This window comes from Bacillus horti (assembly GCF_030813115.1).
GTDB lineage: Bacteria > Bacillota > Bacilli > Caldalkalibacillales > JCM-10596 > Bacillus_CH > Bacillus_CH horti.
The window spans coordinates 254,676-268,292 of sequence record NZ_JAUSTY010000001.1; the positions used below are offsets into that span (position 1 = coordinate 254,676).

At 39.5% G+C, this 13,617-nt stretch carries 9 protein-coding genes; 6 read left to right on the forward strand and 3 right to left on the reverse strand.

Features of this window, described 5'->3' with window-relative positions; translation table 11 throughout:
• Nucleotides 1-13: 13 nt before the first annotated feature.
• The gene (locus J2S11_RS01215; RefSeq protein ID WP_307389807.1) at nucleotides 14-457 is read right to left on the reverse strand and encodes a MarR family winged helix-turn-helix transcriptional regulator; all 444 of its coding nucleotides are present in this window, start codon (nucleotides 455-457) and stop codon (nucleotides 14-16) included.
• A gap of 176 nt (nucleotides 458-633) precedes the next feature.
• Here J2S11_RS01215 and J2S11_RS01220 point away from each other — a divergent pair, with 176 nt between their 5' ends.
• The 3 genes from J2S11_RS01220 to J2S11_RS01230 all read left to right on the forward strand — a co-directional run bounded on the left by J2S11_RS01220 (nucleotide 634) and on the right by J2S11_RS01230 (nucleotide 4,810).
• Nucleotides 634-1,023, forward strand: coding sequence for a hypothetical protein (locus J2S11_RS01220; RefSeq protein WP_307389808.1), 390 nt, complete (start codon nucleotides 634-636; stop codon nucleotides 1,021-1,023).
• Nucleotides 1,024-1,212: 189 nt separating this feature from the next.
• Nucleotides 1,213-1,656 (forward strand): MarR family winged helix-turn-helix transcriptional regulator, encoded by a 444-nt coding sequence (locus J2S11_RS01225; RefSeq protein WP_307389810.1) that lies wholly within the window; start codon nucleotides 1,213-1,215, stop codon nucleotides 1,654-1,656.
• Between the two features lie 37 nt (nucleotides 1,657-1,693).
• Complete coding sequence (locus tag J2S11_RS01230; RefSeq protein ID WP_307389812.1) at nucleotides 1,694-4,810, forward strand: MMPL family transporter; 3,117 nt, start codon at nucleotides 1,694-1,696, stop codon at nucleotides 4,808-4,810.
• Nucleotides 4,811-4,955: 145 nt separating this feature from the next.
• Here J2S11_RS01230 and J2S11_RS01235 read toward each other — a convergent pair whose 3' ends face one another.
• Nucleotides 4,956-5,963 (reverse strand): LLM class flavin-dependent oxidoreductase, encoded by a 1,008-nt coding sequence (locus tag J2S11_RS01235; protein WP_307389813.1) that lies wholly within the window; start codon nucleotides 5,961-5,963, stop codon nucleotides 4,956-4,958.
• 212 nt (nucleotides 5,964-6,175) lie between these two features.
• On the opposite strand from J2S11_RS01235, the gene J2S11_RS01240 reads away from it, so the two are divergent.
• The 3 genes from J2S11_RS01240 to J2S11_RS01250 all read left to right on the forward strand — a co-directional run bounded on the left by J2S11_RS01240 (nucleotide 6,176) and on the right by J2S11_RS01250 (nucleotide 12,725).
• Nucleotides 6,176-7,432, forward strand: coding sequence for a DNA glycosylase AlkZ-like family protein (locus J2S11_RS01240; protein ID WP_307389815.1), 1,257 nt, complete (start codon nucleotides 6,176-6,178; stop codon nucleotides 7,430-7,432).
• Between the two features lie 291 nt (nucleotides 7,433-7,723).
• The gene (locus J2S11_RS01245; RefSeq protein WP_307389818.1) at nucleotides 7,724-8,410 is read left to right on the forward strand and encodes a class D sortase; all 687 of its coding nucleotides are present in this window, start codon (nucleotides 7,724-7,726) and stop codon (nucleotides 8,408-8,410) included.
• Nucleotides 8,411-8,438: 28 nt separating this feature from the next.
• Nucleotides 8,439-12,725 carry a collagen binding domain-containing protein gene (locus J2S11_RS01250; RefSeq protein ID WP_307389821.1) on the forward strand — a complete coding sequence of 1,429 codons (4,287 nt, stop codon included), beginning with the start codon at nucleotides 8,439-8,441 and terminating at the stop codon, nucleotides 12,723-12,725.
• Nucleotides 12,726-12,848: 123 nt separating this feature from the next.
• Here the strand turns inward: J2S11_RS01250 and J2S11_RS01255 are convergent, their stop codons facing one another.
• The gene (locus tag J2S11_RS01255; protein ID WP_307389824.1) at nucleotides 12,849-13,517 is read right to left on the reverse strand and encodes a GGDEF domain-containing protein; all 669 of its coding nucleotides are present in this window, start codon (nucleotides 13,515-13,517) and stop codon (nucleotides 12,849-12,851) included.
• Nucleotides 13,518-13,617: the final 100 nt, after the last annotated feature.

Consider the following 13,617-nt stretch of genomic DNA (forward strand, 5'->3'; position numbering starts at 1 on the left):
TATACAACGTTGCTTACTTCATTTCATTATGCAGAATAAGCAATGTACGAGCTAAGTCCTTCACATCTTTTTCACTAAAATGGGTAAGTACTTCAGCTAAATATTTTCTTCTGTGCCCCAGCACCTCTTCAATTATCTTTTTCCCTTTATCCATCAGGTGAATGCGAACAACGCGACGATCATTAGTATCCCTAACTCGTTCGACTAAATCATTCGCTTCCATCCGATCAATTAGGTCTGTCGTTGTACTACAAGCTAAATACATCTTTGTAGAAAGCTCACCGATTGTCATGTCTCCTAGCTCATTTAACCATTGTAAGGCAATAAACTGTGGTGGTGTAATTGGAAAATTAGAAAGGATCTCTCTTCCTTTTTGTTTAAGAATCGTACTTATATATCTAAGCTCACGTTCAATTTCAGTTACCTGATCCACAGTGAAAGCTACTTCCTTTTGCATATTAACCTCCCATTAATTAGTTCTGTTCACTTATAGGAATAGTAGTAATAACGTATTATATCATGTTCACATTGAAAAACCCATATTCATTACTGTCAAGGTATCATATGACAAGCCTATTCAGCAATAGAATTTATCATAAGTAGAGTCTATCACTGAAAAAGGAGAGCTGTATGATGGATCACGGTATCATTATGCACAACAGTTTTGGTGTTAAAATTAGAATAAAAACCTGTTCTACTCCCCCATCCTTTGTAAACTCTGGAATAATTCCAACACAAGTACACTCAGAAATAGATCTTAGAGCCCAGAAACAAGCAAATCATAAAGTCTTTGAAAAAACAAAACTATATTTAAATTACGTATTGCTCTTACCTATATGGCTAAGTAAAAAAGTAGGAAGGCTTTTTCTTACTAACCCCTATCAATACCCTATGTTTCCTTTTCACTTTCCCATACTAATATATGGACCTTATCACAGCGTTGGTTACTATCCAGACACACATTTACTTGAGTCATTCTCTTATGAAGATCTACGAAATCTTGATTCTGAAGGCTGCTTATAGTGGCCTTTCCTTCTTTATCTGGGATACATGAATGGATTAATAATAATTGACATACCTAAGCAGATATTTTATATTGTTCATGTGCTTATTATTTAAGTCATTTAAATAATAAGTAGGGAAAATATTCACTGATTTAATTTAAAAAATCAGACCACAGATCGCACCATAAATTTGAAAGGAAAGATGAAGGTGAACTGCTCGTTATCTAACTTAGTCCAACGCTATATCCAGGTCCATCTTTTCGCCTCACGTAAGCTTGGAACACTGATTTCCTCTGAGCTAGGTGAAGAGTTGACTCTTGAACAAAATTACGCTCTTCGTTATCTCTCAGGAAAAGAACAATGTACTGTTTCTGAGCTAGCAGTAGAGCTTCACGTTAAACCCAGTGCTGTTACGGCTCAAATGAATCGCTTGGTGGCACGGGGGTATGTAAATCGTTTAAGAGATGAAAAGGATCGGCGTGTGGTGTACCTATCCCTATCGGAAAAAGGCTTAGCTATTTTTAAGGAGTCCGAAGAGAAAATGAACGAGATGATCAAGCCCTATCTAGAGCAAATCTCTGAGGATGAACTAAAACAATTTATCCTAACGTATGAAAAGCTTGAAGAGATTATTAGAAAAGAAATGAAGTAGAAAAAGAAATGAAAGTGATTTGAGAGGAGAAGGAGTCATGCGTTCAATTCTAAAAGCGCGCTGGTTTGTCATTACAGCCTGGATAGCTGTAACTGTTTTATTAATGATTTTTATGCCTAACTTTAATGAGCTTGTCAGGGAAAAGGGACAAATCTCTGTACCAGACGGGTATTCTTCAAGCTATGCTCAAGAGCTATTAAGAGAACTGGGGGGTGAAAGTGATTCTACGAGTACACAAATTGCTCTTGTTTTTCATAACCCAAATGATTTAAGCTCTGCAGATATTAATCAAATTGAACAGGTTCTGAAGATATACGAAGAAAATAAGAATGAATTTGGTCTTTCTAGTGTCAATACTCACTTTAATACACCTGAATTAGAATCTCAATTTATCGCACCAGACGGGAAAACAATCCTCGCCGCTTTAGATGTTGAGATTCAAGGTAGAGAGGTTTCTGAAATCCGTGAGGTGCTACAGCAGCCTATTGAAAATCTTGATCTAGAGGTCTATTTAACAGGTCAGGCTCTTATTGATGAGGATACGATTGTAAGCGCACAGGATGGATTAAAGAAAACAGAATTTATAACAGTTGGATTTATTCTTATCGTTCTTCTATTGGTTTTTCGTTCTGTGGTCACACCGATTATTCCTTTAATTACAGTAGGATTTACCTACTTAGTATCTCAAGCTATCGTAGCTTATCTAGTAGAGTGGGTTAATTTCCCTCTTTCAACCTTCACACAGATTTTCCTTGTAGCTATTTTATTTGGGATAGGTACAGATTATTGTATCTTGATCCTAAGTCGTTATAAAGAGGAAATCGGAAGGAACGAAAAGATTAGTGATGCGATTATCGCTACGTACCGTACAGCTGGAAAAACCGTATTTTTCAGTGCACTTGCTGTATTTGTCGGTTTTGCTAGTATTGGCTTCTCTACGTTTACTCTGTACCGCTCTGCAGCGGCTGTAGCTATTGGTGTTGCCATCCTAGTTATTGCTCTCTTTACTATTGTTCCATTTTTCATGTCAGTCATGGGTAAAAAGCTGTTTTGGCCAACAAAGGGCTCCATTGAGCATAAACCGAGTAAATTCTGGGGAGCTATGGGTCGATTTTCTTTAGGGCGTCCTGTATTAGCTCTTGCCCTTGTGGCTATTATTATTGCTCCATTTTTGATTACTTATGATGGGGAGGTCTCCTTTAACTCTCTTGATGAAATTGGTGACAGTTATGAATCCGTTAAAGGCTTTAATATTATTGCTGATAGCTTTCAGCCTGGTGAAGCCCTGCCTGGGAGCTTAGTGATCAAAAGTAAGGTTCCATTAGATAATGCCAAACAGCTTGTTCTGCTAGAAAATATCAGTAAGGAGCTTGCTCAGCTAGATGGAATCGGAAAGGTGAGAAGTGTAACTAGACCAACTGGTGATGAGCTGGAGGATTTCTTTGTAGCTAATCAGGCACACACGCTTAACAGCGGACTTGGTGACGCCGATGATGGTCTGCGACAAATTTCAGATGGCCTTTCTCTGGCAAGCAGTGAGCTTCACTCTTCATCTCCAGAGCTTGAAACGGCAATCAACGGAGTGAACGAGCTAGTGAATGGTACGGAGGAGCTACGAGATGGTATCGTTCAGCTAAGCACTGGCTTGCAACAAATTGAACAGGGAATTGTTGCTGGCTCAGCTGGGGCCACACAGCTTCAGGACGGGTTACGTGAGCTTCAAGCTAATTCTCAGCAGCTCGCTCAAGCAGCACGTGAGCTCCAGGCAGGTTATCAAGAAATGCAAGCAGGGCTGGGATCATTAGCTAGTCACTATGAAGAAATTGCTACACAGCTTAAAGGAATTTCGATGGGATTAGAAAGCCTAGCCCCACATTTTAATCAGCTAGCTGAAAGCTATCCAGAGCTACAACAAGACGTTAACTACGTAACAATTAGTGAAACGGTAAATCAGTTAACAGCTGGAAGCAAGGAGTTAACGGAAGGGCTTAACGTGTTAAATCAACAGTTTGCAGGTGTGGTAGCTGGATTTGGAGATGCGAATGCAGGACTTGATCAGGTTATTGGAGGAAACGAAGCTGTAGCCCAGGCTATGAATGAGATGATTGCTGGTATGGGAGATTTAGCTAATGGACTACAGCAAGCGGCTGCTGGACAGCAAAGTATTGTTCAGGAAATGCCCCAATTATCTGGAGGTTTAGAAGCCTTAAAAGGTGGTCAGCTTGAGATTCAGCAGGGCTTTAGAGATATGGGAGATCAGCTTTCTGCTCTGACGGATGGCCTTGATCAAAGCGTAGATGGGCTACATCAGGTTACTGATGGGCTTTCAGAGGCACAAACTTATTTAACTGGTTTATCTACGGGATCACGAGGCTCTGCTGGTGTATATATTCCTGATGAGGCATTAACCTCAGAAGAGCTACAAACACTTTTTGATGTATACATGTCAGAGGATCGGTATATTGCTAAGTTTGATATTGTTTTTGCTGACAATCCTTATGCCACAGAAGCTTTGGATCTAGTACCCGAGATTGAAAGAACCTTACACCGTGTTGTTAAGGGAACAGATTTAGAGGATATTGAATTTGGAATTTCAGGTGTATCAGGGATCTTTTCTGATTTAAGACAGATTTCCTCTGACGATTATAGTCAAACTGTTGTACTCATGCTTATAGGGATCTTTCTTATCTTAATTGTTCTGTTACGATCCATTATTGCACCGATCTATTTAATCCTATCCCTAGTTTTGTGCTACTTTACTTCTGTAGGAATCACTGAATTTATATTTGTAGATCTTCTAGGTTATACTGGCCTAAGCTGGGCAACACCATTCTTTGGTTTCGTTATCTTAGTAGCGTTGGGTATTGACTATAGTATTTTCCTTATGGATCGCTTTAGAGAGCACTTAGATCAACCAATTGAGCAGGCTATGCTGACAAGCATGAAAAATATGGGGACTGTTATTATCTCTGCTGCTATCATTCTTGCCGGTACATTTGCAGCGATGCTACCTTCTGGAATGCTTTCCCTATTACAAATAGCTACAATCGTGATTTCTGGTCTGTTCTTATACGCAGTTGTGTTCCTACCATTCTTCGTACCGGTGATGGTAAAGATATTTGGTCGTGCAAACTTCTGGCCATTTAAGAATTAACGAACTGTAATGAAATTAAAATTCAATGAACGGAATGAATGTAATAAAAAATAAATCTTATTATTAAAGCTTACTGATTAGACAAATAGTTAAACCTCTTCCCCCCTTACAGAAAAAATGGAGGAAGAGGTTTTTCTATTGCAGATCAACCATTCTTGAGATTAAAAACCTGTGCAAGGAGTTCAAAGCAGTGCATGCGTTTCTGAAAATCTGGGATAAGAGTAGCTCCCATAACTTCATTTACACCGTATGCATTGGCTAATTCTTCTATTTGCCTTTTTACAGAATTAGGATCACCAACAACCATTCTTTTTCGATTTTCACTAACCCTTAGTTGTTCATATGGACTAAGTTCATAGCTCTCTGCCATTTCAAGTGTTGGGATGCCCTCAGAAGTATAGCCCTGCTCAAGACGTAGAAGAGCCAAGTCTATTGTTGAGGCTAATTGCTCTGCCTCCTGTTCTGTTTCTGCACAAACTACAAAAATAGCTACACTAGCTTCAGGTTTGTCGTAAAGATTAGATGGCTGGAACCGCTCCTCATACTCTCTAACAGCATCTATGCCACCAACCGGATTAATGAATTGAGCAAATGTAAAGGCTGTCCCCCGCTCTGCTGCAATAGTGGCACTTCCATTCGTTGAGCCTAATAGCCACATTTCAGGAACTGTTTCTACCACTGGAGCCGCCGTCAATCCAGAAAAGCGATGCCCTTCAGGAAGCTGATCCGTCAAATATCCCATTAAATCGGCCACTTGCTCTGAATAATCAACTGGTATTCTCCTACCCTCTTGTAACGCTTTTGTAGCGATCGGCATCCCCCCTGGTGCACGACCTAGACCAAGATCAATTCTTTTTGGATAAAGGGCCTCTAGCATGCGGAAATTTTCAGCAACCTTGTAAGCACTATAATGGGGTAGCATGACTCCACCAGATCCGAGCCTAATATGAGATGTATTCGCACCTAAATGAGCTATTAATATCTCCGGTGTTGATCCTGCTACAGATTTTGCATCATGATGCTCCGAAACCCAAAAGCGAGTATAACCCAATTCTTCTGCAAGTTGAGCCATTCGTACGGTTTGCTGTAAGGCTTCAGGAGCTTTAATACCATACGCAATTGGAGATTGATCTAAAATACTTAGCTTTATCATCTGTAACTCCTACCCTTCTTCTGTTATATATGATTATTTGCTAACTAATAGTTAGTGACCGTTTCTCTACAGTATATCAGAGTCTCTCTAAAACTCCTGCAATAATGCTTACCTTACTCACGCCGAGCTAGCCATTCGCTTTTTTATCTGATAAACTATAAAAAACATGACAGGAACATACATTCGTTCCACTACTATGTTTGGAGGTCACAATGAAACCGATAAAAACAAGTAAACAAGTACTACGACGATTTTTATTAGACAAACAATTCTTATTACCTAGAGCATCATCTGAAGCAAAAAAGCCTAGAACTGAAGGGCTAGTGAATAACTCAAAGGAAAGCCGGGTACTTGAGCTTATTCAACAGCTTGAATGTGTTCAAATCGATCCAGTAGCAGCGGTCAAGCCTAATCATCACCTAGTCCTTGGGGCAAGAATAGAAGACTATCAGCCAGAGGCACTCAACCATCTTCTCCAACAGCATCGTGTTTTTGAGTACATGGCTAATGCTCTTTGTGTCATACCAATGGAGGATTACGCCTTGTTTGAGCCTACTAGACAGAGATTTCAGCTACATGTAAAGGATTCCCTCGATGGGTTGAAAGATACTGTGAACGAAGTACTCGCATCATTAGATAAAGAAGGACCGTTAATGGCCAAAGCCTTTCAATCTGGCCAAAGAGTACATGGTTACTGGGATAATCAGCAGGCCAAAACAAAAGCAACTACTCACGCCTTAAATTTATTAACAGATGCAGGAATGATTCGAGTAGTTAATCGTGAAGGGAACCAGCGCTACTTTGATCTCACGACTAAAACAGTCCCTTCTTCTGAACTGACGAGATCAGCTACAATTGACCAACATGAGGCTTCTAGACTTCTTATAGAGAAATATTTAAAGGCTTATCGCGTTTTTGAACCAAGCGATTCAAGATTTGGCTGGCAAAGATTCAAAGCGGTTGAAAGAAGGGAAATCATTCAGGCAGGAATTCGATTAGAGAAGATACAAGCCATACAGATAGAGGATGTACAGAAGGAGTACTATATCCTCAATGAAGATATTGAAACACTCATGAACTATGAAGATGAAGCGAAAACACAAGCGCTTTCAGAAGAGGCACACATCTATTTTTTACCACCATTAGACAATCTTCTTTGGAGTAGACAGCGGCTTGTTGATTTATTTGATTTTTATTATAGATGGGAAATTTATACGCCTGCTAACAATAGAACATTCGGTTACTATACTATGCCTTTGTTATTTGGTGATGCCTTAGTAGGTCGCGTAGACCCACAGCTAGATCGAAAGAAAGCCCACTTAACGTTTAACATCATTCATATCGAGGAGGCTTATCAGAAAGATGCTTTGCTTTTAGATATTCTGCCAGCTGAGCTAAAGCGTTTTGCCCGGGAACATGGAGCTAAGACTTATTCCTTGGAAAAATCAAATGTACCTATAAACCTATAAAACTTACAAAATATTTTTTCTGATATCAACTATTCACTATAAAAGCCCTACTGTTTGTTAGCTTAAGATCTAACACCACAGGGCTTTTTTATGTTTTTTCACTACGTTTGAGCTTGGTAAAAGTATCGTCGATATAGCAGTGGTAAAGGGGCTTATTGAAATGTTCAGTTTTTGTTGAGTGCCATTTTATATAATGCAATAGTGATTCCAATAAAAAGGGATATATTTCTAACTTCCCTAAACACATCCACTTATTCATTTTATGCAAGAAAGGAGGGATTCATTAGATTAATGAAAAGAATAAAGGCTCTTATTGTAGGAAAAAAGCTGTTTTCCCGAGGTCCTTTAGGCTTTCTGCCTATCCTCTGTTTAGTAGTAGGGATAGCTCTGATACTTTATCCTTGGGTCGATCAGTATGTGCAAAGCAAGGAGCAAAGCCGACTTTTATCTCAGTGGGATGCGCTTCAGCGAACACTAATAGCTGAATCATTACGATCAAATGATTTAGAAGAGCAGAACGTAAGCGAGGATGAAGAGGACACTCCTCAGTTTTATGATGGAGCGATTGATATGGATGGATTCGCCGTTCTAGGAACGATTGAAATCAATAAAATCGAGCTACGAGAGCCGATTATTGAGGGAGTAGAAGAGAGAGCTTTGAAAATAGGAATTGGTACTGTAGTAGAGGAGCGCTTCCTGGGAGGAAACAGTAATTTCGTGCTGGCTGGTCATCGCAGTCTTACATATGGCAAGCAGTTTAATCGCATGGCGGAATTGGAAGAAGGCGACGAAATTGTAATTACAACTACCACTGACCAGTTCGTCTACAAAGTATCATCGGCTTTTATTGTACAAGAGGATGATTTAAGTGTGTTAGAGCAAAGTGACAGTTTGGCAGAGCTGACACTCATTACCTGCGAATACGACCGAAGAAATAACCCAACACAGCGGTTGATTGTTAAGGCTCACTTAATCTAGTTAAGAAAATATGGAGGAATGTTAAATAATGAGAAGAAAGTTTGGTATTGTTGCCATTGCTTTTTTGCTTGCTTTCCAAACCCTTTTATTTGGAATGACAGGTATTGCGAATCAAGAGGGGGACCCGAATGGTGAAAACCCTGTTGATGAAGAAACTACAGTAACGGAGGATGTGTATGCTTCGGCTTCTAATATTAGCCTGCAAGCGTTAGCTCCTGTTCAACTAACTGATATTAAGCTGTACTATTTGGATGATGACAATACTCCAATAGATGTGGAAAGCCCCGAAGCTAAAACTCGTTTGAGTCGTGGAGAGAATGTCAGATTAACATATACTTGGTCTCTTCCTAATTCAGAGAACTATGGGGAAGGAGATTACTACGAATTTAACCTTCCCACTGAATTCAAGCTTCACAGCGATATTTTGGATGAGCCTTTAGTATTTAATGGGGTGGATATCGGGACTTTTACAGTTACGGAATCGGATAATAGGGTTATCATGTTGTTTAATGACTTTGTAAACAGCTTCTCCAATATTGGAGGAACCCTTGAGGTTTGGAGTATTATTAACGAAAACCTGCAAAGCGTTACGTCAGAAGTTGAAATATACTTCCCACTATTTGGTTCTGGTAAAACCATCCCAATTAAATTGAAGCCTTATGGGGGATCGCTTATCTCTAAAAGCGGAGAAGCAGATAGGGTCTATAATGGGAAAGAAATCATTTGGACTGTTGATATTAACACTGGATTAGAAGAGATCAGTAATGCATTGGTGACCGATGAAATCATTTCTGGACTTGAGCTAGATATTAGCTCAATTGCGGTCTATCGTCTAAATGTATCCTTAGATGGTGACCGAACACTAGGTGCTCTTGTTGATTCATCTGACTATACTGATTCATCTGCTGCAGATACTCTAGAAATTGGTTTTGGGTTTGGAGATATTGACTCTGCCTATCGTATTATCTATACAACAGACATCACAGCAGAGTGGGAAGGATCAAGAAGTTTTCAAAATACTGCGAGATTAACTGGTAATGGTAGTATTAATCAGACAGCAAGTGCTACGGTTTCTGTAAGTCGAGGAGAATCACTAAACAAAAGAAGTACAAATTACGATCCAGATGATCATACTATCACATGGGAGATTCAGTTTAATTATAATTCTCGCATCATTTCTGCAGTAGACGCTGTTTTAGTTGATCAGTTTGACATCGAACAACCATCTGGTCAGACAGAACCTCTATCTATGAGAGTCGTTGGCGGACTTGTGCCATCATCGTTTGTGATTTACCAGATTACATTAAATGATGATGGAGGAGAAACAGGTACACCTATTCGACTTGCAGAATCAGAATACAGTGTCGAACCAAACCCTGATGCTGATGGATTTGTATTACGTTTTAATAATGAAAATGGTATTAGCGAGCCATATAAAATTGTCTATCAGACCCAAATCGTAGGAAAAGTATTTGTTGATCAAGATGCAAGCAACCAGGTTAGAATAGATGGTGAAAATAGGTGGAGGGGAGAAGGCGTTACCCTTCAACAAGGCATTCTGAGAAAAAGTAACTCTGGTATTAATTACTCAGCTAAAACAACAAATTGGCGTGTTACTTTTAATGCTAATGAGTTCGATATGGAACAGGTGGAATTTACCGACGATTTCACCAACAGAGGGCTTCAATTGAGAGAAAATACGGTGACTATTAATGGAACTCCTATTGGTAGTACGACTCATGATTTAGAACCTATCAGCGGGGATTATAAAAATGGATTTACCATTACCTTTGATAGTGGTTCAACAATCAGTTCTCGATACGTAATTGATTATACGACTGATTTTATACCTGATGAAAGAACAAACAGAAATGGTAATTTTACCAATAGAGCTACCCTTGAGTGGAGTGAATCAGGCAGTACTCCATTTACAAAAGTAATTAATGCAGGGTTTACGCCAAATGATTACACACAAAATAACGGCTATAAGAATGGCTCTTACAACGCTGTTACAAAGGAAATAACTTGGAATGTAGGGTTTAACTATAACCTGATTGACATCGATCAGGCCATTGTAGAGGATTATTTTCTCTCTGGGCAACAGCTTGTTCCTGGATCCATTGAAGTTTCTGAAATGGTCATTGCATCTGATGGTGACGCAAGCCGTGGAGCATCTGTAACTTCTGGGTTTACTATTGATACTAATTTAACAGACGGTAACAATAACCCTGGGTTTAAAATCTCCTTCGAGAACCCAATTGATACAGGTTATATCATTACTTATAGAACAACGTTAGATGAGCTTCTTATTGTAGAGACGTACCCTAATATAGCTTATGTCTATGACGGTAGTGAAGAATTAACAAGGCTATCAGCTAGTGTTAGTGTGACACACGGTACAGAATATACGCATAAAGAAGCAGATTACACAAGCGGTGTTATAGTTGATTGGAGAATTTGGATCAATAGAGGACAATCTAGAGTACCAGCTGGAGCAAAGATAGTTGATACTCCAAGTGATAACCAAATCCTGCTTGAGGATTCCTTTGAGCTTTATGGAACACAAGTAAGTAGTGGTGGGCAGGTTACTAAGGATACTAATAACAGATTAGCTGAGGGAGTAGATTACACTCTAGAAATTCTAGTCGATGAATCGGGTAAAGAAACGTTTGAGCTAACATTTACGAACATACTAACCGTCCCTTATGTGTTAGAGTATCAGTCCTTTATCAACGCAAGAAACAACGAGTATGTCAGCAACACTGTTGAATTTCATGGGCAAGGTATTGCTGTAGAAACGACGGAATCAGAGGAAAGGATTCAGGTTAGACTATCTGGTGGCTCAGGTACTGGTAGTGGGCAGGTTGGAGATCTAGTGGTTGTAAAAGTTGACCATGATGATCAATCCATCCGCTTACCAAATGCTACCTTCTCCTTATACTTTGCTTCAAACAATAGACTTATTCGTACATTGGAAACAGGAGCAGATGGAACAGTAACATTTGAAAATCTATTGTTCACTAGTTATACCCTTGTTGAAGATGAGGCACCCGACGGGTATGAGCTTGATATTAACAACTCCCAAACCGTTACTCTTACTTCAGGACAAGATGAAACTGAAATTATCGTAACAAACAAAAGTACAGCTTCTATTCTCGCTGGGCTTGGAGATTATGTCTGGTTTGATGAAAACCGAAATGGTGTTCAGGATCCTGATGAAGCTGGGGTTAATGGTGTAACAGTGAATTTATATCACAAGAACTCAGAGGATGAGTTTGTTCTAATTAATACAGCTGTTACAAGTGATGACAATCAAGGTAATCCTGGGTATTACCTATTTGATGAATTACGTCCTGGGGAGTATCGAGTTGAATTTATTCTCCCGTCAGGCTATGTGTTTACTGAGCAATATTCAACCAATAACCCTACAAATGGAGTAGATGACTCTAACGCTGATCCAGAAACAGGTTTTACAGAAACAATTGTTTTAGGAGAAGGAGAGTACAATTTAACGATTGATGCTGGGCTAGTATTACCTCTTGGTAAGCTAGGAGATTACGTATGGATTGATGGTAACCGAAACGGCATCCAAGATCCTAAGGAGCTAGGGATTAATGGTGTAACCGTACGACTCTATGAAGAGAACGAACATGGAGAACTTATCCAAGTTGGAGAGATGGAAACTGGAGACAAGGATGGTCTGCCAGGCTACTATCTATTTGAAGACCTAGAGCCGGGTAACTATCAGGTTGAATTCGAGTTACCGAATGGCTACACATTTACCCGTACAAATGCTGGATCAGACCAAGAGGTTGATTCTAATGTGGATTCTCAAGGATGGACCGAGATTATCCCATTAGCCCAAGGGGAAATTAACCTAACGATCGATGCTGGGCTAGTCCGTATCATTACTGGCGGTGGTGACGATGATTGGGTACCACCAACAAATCCTCCTAGACCACAGGATCCTAAAGATGATGATAAAGAAGACAGTGAGGGGAATGAAGGCACAGAGGAAGGGCAAGATGGTGATGAGAACGACAGTACAACACCACCAGCTACAGGCGATGGAGATGGTGACGTTCCTGGAGAAGGAAGTGGAACAGATCAAACTGGTGGCAATGATTCAGACATGACAAATCCTCCAGGTAGCCCAGGATCGGATGAAAGTGGAACTCCAGCACCTGGTCAAAAACTACCACAAACAGGGGAAACTAGATCATTTCTACCTTGGGTAGGCGCTCTACTCTGTCTAGTAGGAATTGTCCTTTGGGTTAAGCGTCGTTCCCTCATGGTAAATACAAATGAGAAGTAAAATTATATAAAGCATATCGTATTCTAGATTCAAGTATAGAAAAGAGCGATCATCCTCATATCATAGGAGGGTGACCGCTCTTTTTTCTGCCTTAATTCTACACTATCCTAAATCCTAAACTCTTCATTCCATAGATTCTTTGCGTAATAGCCTTCTGTTTTTAGCCATATACATGTTTTGATCGGCTATTTGCATTAGCTCCTTTAATCCCTTGCCCTCATCAGGAAAAACAGCCTGACCTACTGACACAGTAAAGGAAATATTCTCATCTAAGATAAAGTTTCTTAATCGATATTCAATATAATTTTGAATGGTATCAATATCCATGGACTGATCTACTGGTAAAAATACGGCGAATTCATCGCCGCCCCAACGCACCACATAACCTCGATCAGAAAACATTTCAATGATGATGCTTGCCAGAACTTGCAAAATCTTATCACCGCTATGATGACCAAAGCGATCATTAATATGCTTAAAATGATCTACATCAAAAAAATAAACAACCATTTTTTTAGATTTAAAACCCAAGGGTTGAATAGGAGTGCCAATTTTAGAAAACTTTTTTTCTATAAAGCTTCTGTTATAACACTTAGTTAAATGATCAACATAAGAATAGTACTTGACCTTGTCATATTGGTAACCGAGTAGCCAAGATAGAATTGCAGTAACAAGCAAATAAAGTAACGTGTCCATAGTGAAAAGACGCTCTAGCTTAAAAACTAAAAAAAGAAAGCTTATATTCAAAATTAGAGAAAACAATGTTAAAAATACTCTTCCCTCATACTTCATAAAGGATAACTTCACCTTCCTTTTAACCTTGCATTCTCCCTGAACATTTATAGTGATTACAACTTTCATTTCCGGCTGTAGCTCTCATCCGCACTACATT